General features: G+C 72.9%; 18 protein-coding genes. 13 read left to right on the forward strand and 5 right to left on the reverse strand.

Going from position 1 to position 16,385, the window contains the following annotated elements; genetic code table 11:
* Position 1: 1 nt before the first annotated feature.
* Genes PT931_RS31270 through PT931_RS31280 form a run of 3 tightly spaced genes read right to left on the reverse strand, consistent with a single transcriptional unit; the run spans position 2 to position 1,301 of the window.
* The gene (locus PT931_RS31270; protein WP_363727795.1) at positions 2 to 217 is read right to left on the reverse strand and encodes a hypothetical protein; all 216 of its coding nucleotides are present in this window, start codon (positions 215 to 217) and stop codon (positions 2 to 4) included.
* Between the two features lie 57 nt (positions 218 to 274).
* Positions 275 to 478: a transcription antiterminator/RNA stability regulator CspE gene (gene cspE / locus PT931_RS31275; protein ID WP_363727796.1), complete on the reverse strand. Its 204-nt coding sequence runs from the start codon at positions 476 to 478 to the stop codon at positions 275 to 277.
* A 43-nt stretch (positions 479 to 521) separates the two neighbouring features.
* Complete coding sequence (locus PT931_RS31280) at positions 522 to 1,301, reverse strand: GNAT family N-acetyltransferase (RefSeq protein WP_456249311.1); 780 nt, start codon at positions 1,299 to 1,301, stop codon at positions 522 to 524.
* Between the two features lie 83 nt (positions 1,302 to 1,384).
* Between PT931_RS31280 and PT931_RS31285 the strand changes: the two genes are divergently transcribed.
* From PT931_RS31285 to PT931_RS31320, 8 genes are all read left to right on the forward strand, one after another.
* The gene (locus PT931_RS31285; RefSeq protein ID WP_456249312.1) at positions 1,385 to 2,779 is read left to right on the forward strand and encodes a replication-associated recombination protein A; all 1,395 of its coding nucleotides are present in this window, start codon (positions 1,385 to 1,387) and stop codon (positions 2,777 to 2,779) included.
* A complete protein-coding gene (locus PT931_RS31290) occupies positions 2,779 to 3,177 on the forward strand; it encodes a hypothetical protein (protein WP_456249313.1) in 399 nt (132 codons plus the stop codon). Before PT931_RS31285 ends, PT931_RS31290 begins: the two co-directional genes overlap by 1 nt.
* 268 nt (positions 3,178 to 3,445) lie before the next feature.
* A complete protein-coding gene (locus PT931_RS31295; protein ID WP_197008172.1) occupies positions 3,446 to 3,901 on the forward strand; it encodes a DUF948 domain-containing protein in 456 nt (151 codons plus the stop codon).
* A 1-nt stretch (position 3,902) separates the two neighbouring features.
* Complete coding sequence (locus PT931_RS31300; protein ID WP_456249314.1) at positions 3,903 to 4,166, forward strand: hypothetical protein; 264 nt, start codon at positions 3,903 to 3,905, stop codon at positions 4,164 to 4,166.
* Positions 4,166 to 6,853, forward strand: a complete 2,688-nt coding sequence (alaS, locus tag PT931_RS31305; RefSeq protein WP_456249315.1) for an alanine--tRNA ligase — start codon at positions 4,166 to 4,168, stop codon at positions 6,851 to 6,853. The genes PT931_RS31300 and alaS overlap by 1 nt, the downstream gene beginning before the upstream one ends.
* Positions 6,850 to 7,311 carry a Holliday junction resolvase RuvX gene (ruvX, locus tag PT931_RS31310; RefSeq protein ID WP_456249316.1) on the forward strand — a complete coding sequence of 154 codons (462 nt, stop codon included), beginning with the start codon at positions 6,850 to 6,852 and terminating at the stop codon, positions 7,309 to 7,311. Before alaS ends, ruvX begins: the two co-directional genes overlap by 4 nt.
* The gene (gene mltG / locus PT931_RS31315; protein WP_456249317.1) at positions 7,308 to 8,477 is read left to right on the forward strand and encodes an endolytic transglycosylase MltG; all 1,170 of its coding nucleotides are present in this window, start codon (positions 7,308 to 7,310) and stop codon (positions 8,475 to 8,477) included. The genes ruvX and mltG overlap by 4 nt, the downstream gene beginning before the upstream one ends.
* Positions 8,477 to 9,283, forward strand: a complete 807-nt coding sequence (locus PT931_RS31320) for a shikimate dehydrogenase (RefSeq protein WP_456249340.1) — start codon at positions 8,477 to 8,479, stop codon at positions 9,281 to 9,283. The genes mltG and PT931_RS31320 overlap by 1 nt, the downstream gene beginning before the upstream one ends.
* A gap of 155 nt (positions 9,284 to 9,438) precedes the next feature.
* Here PT931_RS31320 and PT931_RS31325 read toward each other — a convergent pair whose 3' ends face one another.
* On the reverse strand, positions 9,439 to 10,995 hold the full coding sequence (locus PT931_RS31325) for an alpha/beta hydrolase (protein ID WP_456249318.1): 1,557 nt from the start codon (positions 10,993 to 10,995) through the stop codon (positions 9,439 to 9,441).
* A gap of 116 nt (positions 10,996 to 11,111) precedes the next feature.
* Here PT931_RS31325 and PT931_RS31330 point away from each other — a divergent pair, with 116 nt between their 5' ends.
* From PT931_RS31330 to aroQ, 5 genes are all read left to right on the forward strand, one after another.
* Complete coding sequence (locus PT931_RS31330) at positions 11,112 to 11,789, forward strand: prepilin peptidase (RefSeq protein ID WP_456249319.1); 678 nt, start codon at positions 11,112 to 11,114, stop codon at positions 11,787 to 11,789.
* 248 nt (positions 11,790 to 12,037) lie between these two features.
* Positions 12,038 to 13,228 carry a chorismate synthase gene (aroC, locus tag PT931_RS31335; RefSeq protein ID WP_456249320.1) on the forward strand — a complete coding sequence of 397 codons (1,191 nt, stop codon included), beginning with the start codon at positions 12,038 to 12,040 and terminating at the stop codon, positions 13,226 to 13,228.
* Between the two features lie 20 nt (positions 13,229 to 13,248).
* Positions 13,249 to 13,797 carry a shikimate kinase gene (locus tag PT931_RS31340; RefSeq protein ID WP_456249341.1) on the forward strand — a complete coding sequence of 183 codons (549 nt, stop codon included), beginning with the start codon at positions 13,249 to 13,251 and terminating at the stop codon, positions 13,795 to 13,797.
* Positions 13,794 to 14,813 carry a 3-dehydroquinate synthase gene (aroB, locus tag PT931_RS31345; RefSeq protein WP_456249321.1) on the forward strand — a complete coding sequence of 340 codons (1,020 nt, stop codon included), beginning with the start codon at positions 13,794 to 13,796 and terminating at the stop codon, positions 14,811 to 14,813. The genes PT931_RS31340 and aroB overlap by 4 nt, the downstream gene beginning before the upstream one ends.
* Positions 14,814 to 14,830: 17 nt before the next feature.
* Positions 14,831 to 15,301 carry a type II 3-dehydroquinate dehydratase gene (aroQ, locus tag PT931_RS31350; protein ID WP_456249342.1) on the forward strand — a complete coding sequence of 157 codons (471 nt, stop codon included), beginning with the start codon at positions 14,831 to 14,833 and terminating at the stop codon, positions 15,299 to 15,301.
* Between the two features lie 58 nt (positions 15,302 to 15,359).
* Here the strand turns inward: aroQ and PT931_RS31355 are convergent, their stop codons facing one another.
* The gene (locus PT931_RS31355) at positions 15,360 to 16,343 is read right to left on the reverse strand and encodes a DUF6923 family protein (RefSeq protein ID WP_456249322.1); all 984 of its coding nucleotides are present in this window, start codon (positions 16,341 to 16,343) and stop codon (positions 15,360 to 15,362) included.
* Between the last annotated feature and the right edge of the window lie 42 nt (positions 16,344 to 16,385).

Raw genomic sequence — 16,385 nt, forward strand, 5'->3', positions numbered from 1 at the left:
TCTACAGCCGCGTGTCGTTGGCGCAGGAGAGCCACCCGCTCGTCGCCTCGCGGGCCTGCTCGGCCTGCGCCGCCGTCACCAGTCCGTTCACGTCGGAGGACCGTCCGAGGATGGCCTCCACCTGGGCGCGCTGTTCGACCGTGATCGCCCAGAAAGCGGATGACGCGCTACCGTCAGCGTGCCAGTCCACAATGCTCAACGTGCGTCGCTCAACCATCACTGCCTCCCGCAACCCATAGGGCGCGGTCTCACGGCGGGGAGGAGCTGACTGCCGTCAGATCGCGCGAACGTTTTCCGCCTGCGGGCCCTTCTGACCCTGGCCCACATCGAACTCGACCCGCTGGTTCTCATCCAGGCTGCGATAGCCCTGGCTCGCGATAGCGGAGAAGTGCACGAAGAGATCCTGCCCGCCGTCGTCCGGAGTGATGAAGCCGAAACCCTTTTCGGCGTTGAACCACTTCACTGTACCTTCGGCCATTGACCCGGCCTTTCTGTTGCTACCGCGTGACTTGCCCTCCAGCCTAGCCCGGTATCGGCCCCCGAACACGCGAATCGGACGATGCCAACATGCCAGCGGTCCGCGGGCACACCGCCCGGAAGCCCAGCCGCTCGTACAGCGCGGAGGCCCGGGAGTTGTCCGAGTACACCCCGAGGCCGGCGATCCCGTGCTCGGCGAGCAGCACCCGGGTCACGGCCGTCGTCAGCGCCCCACCCAGCCCCAGGCCCTGGTGGGCGGGGTGCACGGCGATCCCGGAGACCACCCCGAACCCGGGCGGGGACACGTCGGCGGCGACCGCGGCGAGTCGGCCGGCGACCCGGATCCCGTACCACGCCACCGCGTCGGCGTCGCCCGGCCGGACCGAACTCTCCGGCAACGAGAGATCGAGAACGGCGTTGATCTCCGCGTCGTCGGCCGGGTCGAGCCGGACCGCGTCCCCCGGGTCGGCCCGGACCGCGTCGGGAGCCCCCGGCCGGTCGGCGGGCGCGGACTCCGTCCACCGGAAGTCCCACTCGTGCACCCGGCCCTCGAAGCCGGGGTCCACCCCGCGCGGCCCGTTGACCCAGTTCCCGGCGGACAGCTCCCCGGCGGCCCGGACGAAGTCGACCAGCGCCGTGCACGTGTCCGGGTCGCCCACGGCGTGCGCCCGGGGGTCGCGACCGGGCGGCCGGCCGACGACGAGCACGGAGCCCTCGTACGCGTAACCGGTGACGGGGCCGTCCATCTGGAGGATGAGCCGCAGGTAGGGGGAGTCGTCCGCGGCGCGCACGGCGGCGGCGTCGGCAAGGATGCGGGGTTCCACGCCCCGACCGTACCCGTGAGCGGCGTCACCGCGAACCGGACATTCGCCGGGTTCCGTCGGACCCCGGCGGTAAGGTCTGCGGCGTGGACGCGCTGTTCGAGTTGTCGGAGCCCGGAGGTTCCGCCTCGGCGTCCTCGAACGACTTCGCGGACGTGCCGCCGGGGGCCCCGCTGGCCGTCCGGATGCGACCCCGCGCCATCGACGAGCTGATCGGGCAGGAGCACCTCCTCGCCGCCGGCGCGCCGCTGCACCAGCTGGTCAGCGGCGACTCGCCGATGTCGGTGATCCTCTGGGGGCCGCCCGGCTCCGGCAAGACCACGGTCGCGCACCTGGTCGCCCGGTCCTCCCAGCGCCGGTTCGTCGCCCTGTCCGCGCTGTCGGCCGGGGTCAAGGACGTCCGCGAGGTGATCGCCGCGGCCAAGGCCGACCGGCGGCGCACCGGGCGGGCCACGGTGCTGTTCATCGACGAGGTGCACCGGTTCACCAAGACCCAGCAGGACTCGCTGCTGGCCGCCGTCGAGGACCGGACGGTCACGCTGCTGGCCGCGACCACGGAGAACCCGTACTTCTCGGTCGTCTCACCGCTGTTGTCCCGGTGCGTGCTGCTGACCCTGAAGCCGCTGGACGAGGTGGCGGTCGGGGCGCTGGTGGACCGGGCGCTGACCGATGAGCGCGGGCTGGCGGGGGCGGTGACCCTGACGGCGGAGGCACGCGACCACCTGGTGCGGTTGGCCGGGGGCGACGTGCGCAAGGCGCTCACGGCCCTGGAGGCGGCGGCCTCGGCGGCGCTGGCCCCGGGCCCGGCACCGGACGGCCCCGCCCCGGCCGGTACCCCGACGATCGATCTCGCCACGATCGAGGCCGCCATCGACGTCGCCGCCGTCCGCTACGACCGTGACGGCGACGGCCACTACGACGTGACCAGCGCGTTCATCAAGAGCATGCGCGGCTCCGACGTCGACGCCGCCCTGCACTGGCTCGCCCGGATGCTCGTCGCGGGCGAGGACCCCCGGTTCATCGCCCGCCGCCTGGTGATCTTCGCCAGCGAGGACGTCGGGATGGCCGACCCCACCGCCCTGCTGGTCGCCACGGCCGCCGCCCAGGCCGTGCAGCTGATCGGCCTGCCCGAGGGGCAGCTCAACCTCGCCCAGGCCGTCGTGCACCTGGCCACGGCCCCGAAGTCCAACACGGTCACCACCGGGATCTTCGAGGCCATCGCCGACGTCAAGGCCGGCCGGACGGGGAACGTGCCGCCGGCGCTGCGCGACGCGCACTACGCGGGCGCCAAGGGCCTCGGCCACGGCGCCGGCTACCGCTACCCGCACGACGACCCGCGCGGCGTCGTCGCCCAGCAGTACGCGCCGGACGAGACCGTCGGCCGCGACTACTACCGGCCCACCACGCACGGCGCCGAGCGCGCGGTGTCCGAACGCATCGACAAGCTGCGGACCATCATCCGTTCCCGGGGAGACTCCTAGTGCGCACGAAGTTCCTGGTCGCCCTGTCCGTGGCGGCCCTGGCCCTGACCGGCTGCGCAGGCGGCCCGAGCGGCGCGGCCGACGCGCTGGCCAAGGTCGAGGCCCCCGAGTGGCTGGGCAAGCCCGCCGACACCACGAAGGGCGACAACCTCGTCCGGACGTACGTGGGCGTGCCCCGGCGCGCGGCGGAGGCCGAGTCGGCGTACTCGCAGGCGCTGGACCGCGCCGGCTGGCGGTTCCACGAGGGCGGCCCGACCTGCGGGAAGAACCCGACGAAGGACGGCTGCTGGACGGCCGACGACCTGCTGATCACCGTGTCGGGCAGCGGCAACGACAGCGCGACGCCGGACGCGACCCCGGCGATCACGTTGACCGTCGTGGTGTCGGCGAAGGGCTAGCGCCCGTCCGGCGCGGGCCCGCGAAGGCCCGGGTCGCGCACCCGGCAGGGGCCCCCGAAGGCCCGGGCGCGCACCCGGCACGGCCACCAGCCCCGCCCGGCCCCGGCCACGCACCACGCGGGGTCCCGGCCACCCGCCCCGCGAAGGCCCGGGCCGCGCATCCCGTGCGCCCCGGCCCACCCGCGCGTGTCCGCCAAGGCCTAACGCAGGCCCTCACGGGGTAGGCGATAGGGTCAGCCCGAGAGGTTTGTCACGAAGGGGGACCCCAGTGTCGTTCGGAGAGGTCGCGGCCCTGATCGCGGCCGTCGCATTCGTAGGTCTGGTGGCGGCCCTCGCGGTGCCGATCCTGAGGCTCCGGCACACCGTGGACGCGGCGACCCGGGCGCTCACGGACCTCACCGACCGGACCGGCCCGCTGCTCGGCAACGTCAACACGACGGTCGACAACGTCAACGTGGCCCTCGGCCAGGTGCAGGTCACCCTCGACGGGGTGAACGAGCAGCTCGCCCGGGTGGACACGATCACCAGCCACGCCTCGCAGCTCACGGCCAACGTGGCGAACGTGAGCACCCTGGTGTCGGCGGCCGTCGCGAACCCGCTGGTCAAGGTCGCCGCCCTCGGCTACGGCTTCCGCAAGGCCGCCGCCAAGCGCCGCGCGGCCGACGAGGACCGCGAGGTGCGCGACGAGCTGAAGTCGCGCCGCAAGGCCGCCAGGAAGGGCTGAGATGTTCAAGCGACTGCTGTGGCTGGGCGTCGGGGTGGCCGTCGGGGTGGTGGTCGTGCGCAAGCTGACCCGGACCGCGCACGCGTTCACGCCGGCCGGCATCGCGGGTAACCTCGGGCAGTCCGCCGGCGGGCTGCTCGATTCCGTGCGTAGCTTTGTCGAGGACGTCCGCGAGGGCGCGGCCGAGCGCGAGGCGGAGATCGCCGACGCCATCGCGCACGGCCTTCTGATCACCGATGACACTGAGGAAAGCGAAGAATACTGATGCGGACCGCGGAGATTAAGCGCCGGTTCCTGGCCCACTTCGAGGCGAACGGGCACACGGTCGTGCCCAGCGCACCGCTGCCAGCGATTGATGACCCGAACCTGCTGTTCATCAATGCCGGCATGGTGCAGTTCGTCCCCTACTTCCTGGGCCAGCAGGCAGCTCCGTGGAAGCGCGCGGTCTCGGTGCAGAAGTGCATCCGGACCCCCGACATCGACGAGGTCGGCAAGACCAGCCGGCACGGCACGTTCTTCCAGATGAACGGCAACTTCTCCTTCGGCGACTACTTCAAGGCCGAGGCCATCCCGATGGCCTGGGACCTGCTGACGAAGTCCCTCACCGACGGCGGCTACGGCCTGGACCCGGAGACCCTCTGGGCGACGGTCTACCTGGACGACGACGAGGCCATCGACATCTGGCACCGCACGGTCGGCCTGCCGATGGAGCGGATCGTGCGCCGGGGCAAGAAGGACAACTACTGGTCGATGGGCATCCCCGGCCCGTGCGGCCCGTGTTCGGAGATCTTCGTCGACCGCGGCCCGTCCTACGGCCGCGAGGGCGGTCCGGAGGTCGACGAGGACCGCTACATGGAGATCTGGAACAACGTCTTCATGCAGTACGAGCGCGGCCCGGGCACCGACAAGGAGAACTTCCCGATCCTGGGGGAGCTGCCGGCGCGCAACATCGACACCGGCATGGGCCTGGAGCGGATCGCCTCCGTCCTGCAGGGCGTCGACAACCTCTACGAGATCGACGAGGTCCGGCCGCTGATCGAGAAGGCCGAGGAGCTCGCCGGCAAGCGGTACGGGGCGTCGAAGAGCCACGTGGCCTCCGAGTCGCACCCCGACGACGTGCGGCTGCGGGTCATCGCCGACCACGTCCGCACCGGCCTGATGCTGATCGGCGACGGCGTGACCCCGGGCAACGAGGGCCGGGGCTACGTGCTCCGCCGCATCCTCCGCCGGGCGATCCGCTCGATCCGGCTCCTGGGCTTCGAGGGCCAGGCCATGCCGCACCTGCTGCCGGTGGCCCGGGACTGCATGGCCCCGAGCTACCCCGAGGTGGCCAGCGACTACGACCGGATCGCGCGGTACGCCTACGCGGAGGAGGACGCCTTCCTGTCCACCCTGCGGCAGGGCACGACGATCCTGGACCTGGCCCTGACGGAGACCAAGTCGGCCGGCGGCGAGAAGCTCGCGGGCTCCAAGGCGTTCCAGCTGCACGACACGTTCGGCTTCCCGATCGACCTGACCCTGGAGATCGCGTCCGAGCAGGGCCTGTCCGTGGACGTGGAGGGCTTCAAGGCCCTGATGCTGGAGCAGCGGACCCGGGCGAAGGCCGACGCGGCGGCGCGCAAGAGCGGGCACGCGGACCTCTCGGCGTTCCGGTCGGTGCTCGACGAGCACGGCCCGACCGACTGGGTGGCGTACTCGACGCTGGAGTCCGACGCGACGATCCTGGCGATGCTGAAGGAGGGCCTGCCGACCCGGCACGGGGCCCCCGGCGAGGTCGTCACGGTGATCCTGGACCGGACCCCGTTCTACGCCGAGTCCGGCGGCCAGGACTCCGACGCGGGCCGGCTGGTCGGCGCGGATGTCGAGGCCGAGGTGCTCGACGTGCAGCGGCCGGTGAAGAAGCTGGTCTCGCACCAGGTGCGGGTCCTGCACGGCGAGCTGCACGTGGGCCAGAAGGTGCACGCGGCCGTCGACGCCGAGTGGCGGATCGGCGCGCGCCAGGCCCACTCGGGTACCCACGTGGTGCACGCGGCCCTGCGCCAGGTGCTCGGCCCGGCGGCCCTGCAGTCGGGTTCGTACAACCGTCCCGGCTACCTGCGGCTGGACTTCTCCTGGCGCGGCGCGCTGTCGGCGGAGACCCGCAGCGAGATCGAGGAGGTCTCCAATCTCGCGGTCCGCAGCGACCTGCTGGTCACGGCGAACGTGATGCCGATCGCGAAGGCCAAGGACCTGGGCGCGATCGCCCTGTTCGGCGAGACGTACGACGAGGACGTCCGGGTCGTGGAGATCGGCGGCGAGTGGTCGCGCGAGCTGTGCGGTGGCACGCACGTCGAGCGGTCGGCGCAGATCGGCCCGATGGCGGTGACCGGTGAGTCCTCGGTGGGCGCGGGTTCGCGCCGGATCGAGGCCGTGGTCGGCCACGAGGCGTTCCGGTACCTGGCCCGCGAGCGGGATCTGGTGCTGCGCCTCGCCGAGCTGTTCCGGGTGCCGAGCGACCAGCTGGGTGACCGGGTGGCGCAGATGATGGCCCAGTTCAAGGACACCGAGAAGGAGCTGGAGAAGCTGCGGGCCCAGATGGTCCTGGCGAACTCCGGCGGCCTGGCGGCGGGCGCGAAGGACGTGCGCGGCGTGGCCTACGTCGGCGCGGAGGCCCCCGAGGGCACCGGCGCGAACGACGTGCGGACCCTGGCGCAGGACGTCCGGGGCAAGATCGACCCGAAGCGGCCTGCCGTGGTGGCCGTCACTGCGCGGGCGAACGGCAAGGCGTCCATCGTGATCGCGGTGAACGCGGCGGCGAAGATCGCGGGCCTCTCGGCCGGGGACCTGGTCAAGGGCGCGCTGTCGGGCAAGGGCGGCGGCAACGCGGACCTGGCCCAGGGCGGCGGGATCCCGGCGGACCAGGCCGGCGCGCTGCTCGACGCGGTCGAGAAGCTGGTGGCGGAGCGGGCTTGAGCGGGACCGGTTGGCAGCGCGGCGTCCGACTCGGCATTGATGTCGGGAACGTCCGGATCGGCGTCGCGCGCTCCGATCCGGACGGCATCCTGGCCACTCCGGTGGTGACCGTGGCCCGGGACCAGTCGGAGACGGACAAGCCGACCGATCTGGCGGAAATCGCCAAACTGGTCGAGGAATATGATGCGATAGGCATCGTCGTGGGTCTGCCGATCGCCCTGAACGGCAAAGAGGGACTGGCGGCGGCCGCCGTGCGTGGCTACGCTGCCCGCTTGACCGAGGCCCTGCCGTCGATCCCGGTACACATGGCCGACGAGCGGATGTCAACCGTCGTGGCGGGACGTAGGCTCGCAGAACGGGGTGTCAAGGGGAAGCGCCAGCGCGCTGTCGTCGATCAGGCGGCCGCGGTGGAGATCCTGCAGGGTTGGCTCGACGCTCAGCGGAGGCTACGCGGATGATGGACGAACTGGGGTTGTACGAGGACGTCGACCCCGGCCGGCACCGCCGTCGCAGAAAGAAGAAGGGCCGCAGCGGGCTCGCGCTGATCCTCACGGTGGTCATCCTGCTCGTGCTGGGCGGGGGCGCCTGGTGGGGCGCGACCAAGATCAGTGACATGCTCGCCACCCCCGACTACGCCACCGGGGGCACGAGCGACACCACGGCCACGGTGAAGAAGGGCCAGTCCGTGGCCGACATCGCCAACACCCTCTACACCGCCGACGTGGTGAAGAGCGCCAAGGCGTTCGTCGAGGCCGCGAAGGAGAACCCGAAGGGCACGTCCTTCCAGCCGGGCACGTACCGGGTGCGCAAGCAGATGCGGGCCAAGGACGCGGTGACCGCGCTGCTCGACCTGAACAACAAGATCACCACCCGGGTGACCCTGCGCGAGGGCCTGACGTTCAAGGGCACGTTCGCGGAGCTGGAGAAGGCCACGAAGATCCCGGCCGCCGACTTCGAGGCCGTCGCCAAGGACCCGGTCGCGCTCGGGGTGCCCGAGTTCTGGTTCAAGCGCAACGACGGCAAGCCGGTGGAGAAGTCCATCGAGGGCTTCCTGTTCCCGGACACCTACGAGTTCGAGCCCAATTTCACGGCGACCTCGATCCTGACGAAGCTGGTCGCCCGGTTCAACGCGGAGATGGAGTCCAGCGGGTTCATCGCCCGGGCCGAGAAGGAGCGCCAGATCTCGCCGTTCGAGGCGCTGATCGTGGCCTCGCTCGCGCAGGTGGAGGCCGGCAACGCGGACGACCTGGGGAAGGTGGCCCGGGTGGCGTACAACCGGGCGTACAAGAAGAACATGCCTCTGGAGTTCGACGTGACGGCCAACTACTGGCTGATCAAGCAGGGCAAGCCGTCGAAGAGTTCCTCGGACCTGACGGCGGCAGAGATGGACGACCCGAAGAGCCCGTACAACGTGAAGAGCGTGCGCGGTCTGCCGGGCGGGCCGATCTCCAACCCGGGGGCGGCGGCCCTGAAGGGCGCGATCGAACCCCCTGCCGGCGAGTGGGTGTACTTCGTGGCCGTCGACAAGGAGGGCCACTCCGCGTTCGCCGTCACGCTCGCCGAGCACGACGCGAACCGGCGCAGGGCGTGCCAGGCGGGGGTTCTCACCGGAGCCGCGTGCTGATGCGGGCCGCGGTGCTCGGCCGACCCGTCGGCCACTCGCTGTCCCCTGTCCTGCACAACGCCGGTTACGCGGCCCTCGGCCTGGACTGGTCCTACGCGGCGGTCGACGTCGGCGAGGACGAGCTGGCGTCCTTCGTGGACGGTCTGGGGCCCGAGTGGGCCGGTCTGTCGCTGACCATGCCGCTCAAGGAGGTCGCGCTCGCCGTCGGCCGGGACGTCACGCCGCTGGCCCGGGTGCTGGGCGCGGCGAACACCCTGGTGCTGCGCGGCGGCACCCGGTTCCTGGACAACACCGACGCGCCGGGCGCGGTCGACGCGCTGGCCCAGGTGGGCTGCGTGGCGGCCGCGGAGATGGCGATCCTGGGCGCCGGGGGCACGGCCCGCGCGGCGCTGGCGGCGGCCTCGTCGCTGGGCGCCCGGGCCACGGTCTACGCGCGCCGTCCCGAGGCGGTGACGGAACTGCTGCCGGTCGCGGCGGCCCTGGACGTGCGGATCGTCGCCGCGCACTGGGAGGACGTGGCCGACGCGGCGCACGCGGACGTCATCGTGTCCACGGTGCCGAAGGGCGCCGCCGGGACCCTCGCGGAGCTCAAGCCGCACCGCGACACGGTCGTCTTCGACGTGCTCTACGACCCGTGGCCGACCCCGCTCGCGGCCGCCGCGCTGGCCGCCGGCTGCCGGGTGGTGAGCGGGCTGGACCTGCTGGCTGCCCAGGCGTACCTGCAGTTCGCGCTGTTCACCGGGGTGCCCGCCCCGAGGGCGCCGATGCGCGCGGCCCTGGACGCGGCGGTCGCCGCACGGGGCTGAGGCCCGCCCACGACCTGTGGACGGGCCTCAGAAGAACACCAAACCATGCGACGGGTACGCGTCCCGCGCGCCGAAAACGACCGGCGTCGGGCCTCGCAGCTCCGGGGGCGTGCCGCGAACCGGCCCGGTGGGGTCGGCTCGCGGCGTCCGTGCGGCTAGAACGGGCTGTCGTCCGCCGCGCACACCAGGTTCTTCGGCGGCAGGACACCGGTGAACAGGTAGTCCCGCTTGGCCTTCTCGCCACAGGTGCTCGGCGTGTACATGCCGGTGTGGCCCGCGCCCTCGATCACCATGAGCTGCGCGTTGGCCAGCTCGGCGGTGCCGTCCTGCGCGCCGTGCAGCGGGGTGGACGGGTCGTAGCGGTTGTTCACCACGAGGATCGGCGCGGCGGTCGGGGTGTTCCACGGACCCATGAACCGGTCGGTGTCCCGGCCCGGCCAGGTGGCGCACGGCATGTAGCCGAAGACGCCGATCCGGCCGAAGTACGGCACCCGGCGGTCCTCGGGCTCCGCGAGCCGGCTGTACGTGGACGTGTTGCGGGGCGAGACGCTGTCGGTGCAGTTGATCGCGAAGTACGCCTCGCTGCGGTTGTCCAGGTACTGCTCACCCAGCTTCGGGGTCGCCTCCCGCACCGCCCCGAACGCGCGCGCGGCCGGCTGGACGTTCGCGAGCCGGTCGAGCAGGATCCCGAGGTCCTTCCACCACAGCGGGTGCGCCAGGTTGCCCTGCACCGTGCTGATGATCGTCGTGTACGACCAGCTCTCGCCGTCGAGCACGATCGGCGCGACCCGCGCCCGGTCGGTCAACGCCTTGAACCGGGCCTTCGGAGCGACGTCACCCTTGGCGAACGCGCACCGCTCCGGGCCGGCCGTCTGGCACTGGGTGAGGAACTGGTCGAACGTCTCGGCCAGCCCGCGCGGCACGTCCTGGCGGGTGTCGATCGGCTTGGTCAGCCCCTCGATCCCGTGCCCGGTGGCGCTGCCCTGGAAGTCGAGCGCGCCGTCGAGGACCAGCGCCCGGAACTTGTTCGGGAACAGGTTCGCGTAGGTCGCGCCGACGTGCGTGCCGTACGACAGGCCGAGGTAGCTCAGCTTCTCGTCGCCGACGGCGCGGCGCATCACGTCGAGGTCGCGGGCCGTGTTGGCCGTGGACAGGTGGTTGATCAGGTCACCGCCGCGCTCCTTGCAGCGCGTGGTGAGGTCGGCGGCCTGCGCGTAGAACGCGGGCTCCTGCGCGGCCGTGGCCGGGAACGCGGGGACGGCGTTGAAGTACGCCTCCTGCTCGGCCTTCGTCTCGAAACATCGGATCGCCGTGCTCCGGCCGACGCCCCGGGTGTCCCAGGAGACGACGTCGAACCGGGCGCGCAGCTCGGGGGAGAACAGCCAGTCCCAGTGGCCGCGCCACTGGAGCCGGTCGACGCCGGACGCGCCGGGGCCGCCGAAGTTGACGAACAGGGAACCGATCCTGCGCGCCGGGTCGGTGGCGGGCATCCGGATCAGCGACAGCGAGATCTGCTCGCCGCGCGGCCGGTCGTAGTCGAGGGGGGCGGCGGCGGTGGCGCACTCGTACCCGTCCGCGCAGGTGCTCCAGGTGAGCGTCTGTGCCGGGGGAGTGTCCGTCGTCGCGCCCGCGGGCGACGTCACCGCGAGGGTCGCGGCCATGGCGACGAGCGCGGTGCCCGCGGCCAGCCGGAGCCGGGTGAATGGGGTCATGCCGGTGACTCCTGTCGATGAGGGATTCCAGCGCCTAAACGCTAGGTCACCATGACAAGGTTGCACGTTGTGATATTGATCATGAAATCATTGCGCCTGTTCGGTAGAAACGCACGGTGATCTGGGTGGCGGTGGTGCTCGGCGTCCTGGTCGGCCCGGTCCTGACCGGCGCAGCCGACCCGTGGTGCCCGACGCCGGCCACGTGGCGGACCCGGCTGGTCGGCGCGGCGGTCCTCGCCGGGGCGCTCGCCGCCCTGACGGCCCGCCTCCCGGTGCCGGAGCTCGCCGGGCACCCGGTCGGATGGCCGGAAGAGTTCGGGCAACCCCTCCTGACGGGTACGGGTGCCCCGGGTGCCGGCCACGCCTTCGCGCTCATCGCCTGCTACGCCGCCCTGGCATGCCTGGGCCTGGTGCTGGCCAGGGTGGACCTCGCCGCGCTCCGGTTGCCCGACGCGCTCGTGCTCCCCGGGTACCCGACGATCGCCCTGCCCCTGGCTCTTCTCGCCCCCACCGGAGCGCCGCGCGCCCTGCTCGCCGCCGCCTGCTGCCTGCTCGGCTACGGCCTGCTCTGCGCGGCCGGCGGACTCGGCTTCGGCGATGTCAAACTCGGCGGACTCCTCGGCCTGGCCACCGGCTGGGTGTCCTGGCGCGCCGTCGCGGCCGGGGTGCTGTTCGCCCTCGTGCTCGGCGCGGCGCACGCCGTGACCCGCAGGCTCGCCGGCCCGCCCGGCCCGGCCCCCTACGGCCCCGCGATGCTCGTCGGCACCCTGGCGGCGCTCACGGTGCCCCTCTGACGGGTCGGCCCGTCCCCGCCCCGCCCGGCTCGGATCCCGGCGCCCGCGCCGCCACCCGGACCCGCGCGCCGGTCGCATCCGGCCTGGTCCGGCCCCGACCCGCCGGGCCCGGCCCGGCCACCTGTTGACCCGGTTCGCGGCCGGATCCGCGCAGCTCGGGCCGCCCCCGGTCCCAGAGGCTGAGAATCGCGCGAACACGCCACGGAGCCGCCATGGTGACCGTTCCCGCCGCGTGAAAGACTCGGCGTGTGCTGCGATGGTTTACTGCTGGAGAGTCCCACGGTCCCGCCCTGGTCGCCATCCTCGAGGGGGTGCCCGCCGGGGTCGAGCTGACGAGTGCCGAGATCGAGCGGGAGCTCGCCCGACGCCGGCTCGGCTACGGCCGCGGCGCCCGGATGAGCTTCGAACGCGACGTCATCGAGATCATCGGAGGGCTGCGGCACGGCGTGACGCTGGGTAGTCCCTTCGCGGTCCGGGTCGGCAACAGCGAGTGGCCGAAGTGGCAGACGGTGATGGCCGCCGACCCGGTGCCCGCCGAGGAGCTCGCCGCGCAGTCCCGCAACGCGCCGCTGACCCGGCCCCGCCCGGGGCACGCCGACCTGGCCGGCATGTCGAAGTACGGGCACGACGACGCCCGGCCGATCCTGGAGCGCGCCAGTGCCCGGGAGACGGCCGCCCGGGTCGCGATCGGCACGGTGGCCAAGGCGCTGCTGAAGCAGGCGTACGGCATCGAGATCGTCTCGCACGTCGTCGAGCTGGGCTCCGTGGCCGCCAAGCCCGGGGTGCTCCCGCTGCCCTCCGACGAGGAACGGCTCGACGCCGACCCGCTGCGCTGCCTCGACCCCGAGGCGAGCGCGCGGATGGTCGCCGAGATCGACGCGGCGAAGAAGGACGCGGACACCCTCGGCGGCATCGTCGAGGTCCTCGCCTACAACGTGCCCGTCGGGGTCGGCACCCACACCCAGTGGGACCGCCGGCTCGACGCGAAGCTGGCCGCCGCCCTGATGTCCATCCAGGCGATCAAGGGCGTGGAGGTCGGCGACGGCTTCACCCAGGCCCGGTCGCGCGGCAGCGTGGCCCACGACGAGATGTACCCGGCCGCCGAGGGCCGCACCGACGCGACCAGCGTGCGGCGGGAGACCGACCGCGCGGGCGGCATCGAGGGCGGCATGTCCAACGGGCAGCCGGTCCGGGTCCGGGCCGCGATGAAGCCGATCTCCTCGCTGAACCGCGCGCTGGCCACGTTCGACACCACGACCGGCGAGGCGGCGACCGCGATCAACCAGCGGTCCGACGTCTGTGCCGTGCCGGCCGCCGGGATCGTCGCCGAGGCGATGGTCGCGCTGGTGCTCGCGGACCTGGCGGCGGAGAAGTTCGGCGGCGACTCGGTGGCCGAGATCCGGCGGAACGTCGCCGGCTACCTGGACGGCCTGGCGTGACCGGCCCGGCCGCACAGCCGGTGGACGGCTCGGCGAGCGGGCCCGGGGCGGGCGCCACCCGCCCCGTCTGCGTCCTCGTCGGCCCCCCCGGTGCCGGCAAGACCACGGTCGGCCAGGCCCTCGCCGAGGCGCTCGGCGTGACCTTCCGCGACACCGACGCCGACATCGTGGCCGCCACCGGCAAGGAGATCACCGAGATCTTCGTCGACGACGGCGAGGACGTCTTCCGCGCCCTGGAACGGCGGGCCGTCGCCGACGCGCTCGGCAGCCACCCGGGCGTGCTGGCCCTGGGCGGCGGGGCCGTGCTGGCCGAGGAGACCCGGGCCCTGCTGATGGCGCACGTCGTCGTCTACCTGGAGCTGGACCTCTCCACGGCCGTGAGCCGGGTCGGCCTCCAGGGCGGCCGGCCGCTGCTGATGTCCAACCCGCGCGCGACCCTGAGGTTCCTGCTCGACCAGCGCCGCCCGCTGTACGAGGAGGTGGCCGACGTGATCGTGCCGGCCGCCGTACCCCCGGCCGAGGTCGTCGCGATGATCACGAGTGCCCTGAAGGAGCTGTCGGCCCTGTGACGACGATCCCGGTCGGCGACGACTACGAGGTGCGGATCGGCCGGGACCTGCCGGTCGAACTCCCGAAGGCCGACCAGGCGGCCGTGCTGTACGCGGCCCCGCTGCGCGCGCACGCCGAGCGGATCGCGGCCCGGATCGACGCGAAGGTCACCCTGATCGAGGTGCCGGACGCCGAGCACGGCAAGTCCATCACCACGGCGGAGGACTGCTGGGCCCGGCTCGGCGCGGCCGGCTTCACCCGCCGGGACCTGGTGGTCGGGGTCGGCGGCGGGGCGGTCACCGACCTGGCCGGGTTCGTGGCGGCGTGCTGGTTGCGCGGCGTCCGGGTGGTGCAGGTCCCGACGAGCCTGCTGGGCATGGTCGACGCGGCCGTGGGCGGCAAGACCGGCGTGAACACGGCCGCCGGGAAGAACCTGGTGGGCGCGTTCCACCCGCCGGCCCTGGTGCTGTGCGACCTGGCGACCCTGGACACCCTGCCGGAGCCGGAGCTGGTCAACGGCATGGCCGAGGTCGCCAAGTGCGGGTTCATCGCGGACCCGGTGATCCTGGACCTGATCGCCGACGACTACCGCAGGCACCTGCCGGAGCTGGTCGAACGCTCGGTGCGGGTGAAGGTCGACGTGGTCGTGGACGACCTGCGCGACACGGGCCGCCGCGAGTTCCTCAACTACGGGCACACCCTCGGGCACGCGATCGAGAACCGGGAGAACTACCGCTGGCGGCACGGCCACGCGGTCTCCGTGGGTCTGGTGTTCGCCGCCGCGCTGGCCCGGCTCGACGGCCGGCTCGACGCGCCGACGGCCGACCGGCACCGGACGGTGCTGGACGGACTGGGCCTGCCCACGGCGTACCCGTCGGACGCCTGGCCCGAGCTGCGGGCCGCGATGCGGGTCGACAAGAAGGCGCAGGGCGCGACCCAGCGGTTCGTGGTCCTCGACGGCCTGGCGAAGCCGGCCATCATGACGGGCCCGTCCGAGGAACTCCTCGAGGCGGCCTACGCGGAGGTGGCGGCGTGAGCGAGCATCGGGCGGACATGACGGGCTCCCACGGCGGTTCCACGAAGGTCTACGTCCTCAACGGGCCGAACCTGAACCGGCTCGGCACCCGCGAGCCCCTGATCTACGGTTCCACCACCTACGCCGACCTGGTGGCCCTCTGCGAGACGACGGGCAAGGAGCTCGGCCTCGACGTCGAGGTCCGACAGACCAACGCCGAGCACGAGCTGATCGGCTGGCTGCACGACGCGGCCGACGAGGGCGCGGCGGTGGTGCTCAACGGCGCGGCGTGGACGCACTACTCGATCGCGGTCCGCGACGCGTGTTCGCAGCTCACCGGCCCGCTGGTCGAGGTGCACATCTCCAACATCCACGCCCGGGAGGCGTTCCGGGAGCACTCGGTGATCTCGGCGGTCGCCACGGGCGTCATCGTCGGCCTCGGCGTGGACGGCTACCGGCTGGCCCTCCTGCACCTGGCCAGCCGGCGGCCGAAGCCCCTCAGCGCCTAGCCGCCCCGGCCCGGCGGCCACCGGGTCACACCCGGAACACCCTTCTCCGGGTACGAGGTCACCTGGCGCGCAGCCGTCGCGCCCCCACCCCGGTCGCCCCGAACGCGAACACCATGAACGCGATCCAGTGCTTCGTCGTCCAACTCTCGACGGGCGTGTGCGCCGTCGGGGCCGCCACGGGCTCGAACGGCAGCGGCGGGGGCGGCGGTGGCGGGCTCTTCCTGGCCGGCGGCGTGGCGCTCGGCGGCGCCTGCGCGGCGACGGCCGCCGGCGGGGGAGCGGCCCGCCGCGACGGACTCGGCTTGGGCGTCGCCGCGGGCGTCCCCGGAGCCGCCTTGGGCGCGCACCCGGTGGCGTCACTCGTGGCCGCCTGCGGTCCCGCGCCGAGCTTCGCGGTGTCGGCGGGCCGGGCCAGCGGCACGGCGTACCAGCTCGACCTGCCGGCGTCGTTGTTCGCGAGGGTGTAGAGCGTCCGGTCGGGCCCGAGGAACGCCGACCCGTACGCGGACTCGGGCAGCCGGCCCACCGTCCGGGTGTTCCCGGTGCCCGGGTCGGTGCGCAGCAGGAGCGCGGGCCCGTGCCCCTCGGCGGTCACCCCGTACAGCCCGCCGTCGGTCGGGTCGTACTCCCAGTCACCCACGGTCGCGGTGACGTCCATGGGTGCGCTGGCGAGCACGGTGGCGGTGCCCGGGTCGAGCACGTACATCCGGCCCTCGGCGGCCACGTGGTAGTGCCCGGCGACCATCGCGCCCGCGTAGGACTCGTCGAACCGGGGGCCGACCGTGCCCCGGTCGCGGACCGTGCCGTCCGGCTCGATCGTCACCAGGTGCGCGCCGTCGCCGAACGCCGCGCCGCCGTGCCGGATGGCCAGCGCGTGCATCCGGGGCCCGTCGGCGGCGAGCGCGTTCAGCTGGTACCCGGTCCGGGTGGTGTGCCCGTCGGGCCAGACCAGCGTCGAGTCCGTGTACGGGGTGGCCGCGTACACGAGGTGGGCGCAGGGCAGTTCGGCCGGCGTCCCGTCGACCACGATGCTGCCCAGCATAAAAATCGGCGAAAACCAGATAATAAACATGATTCTGGTACT

This window comes from Longispora urticae, from assembly GCF_053902585.1.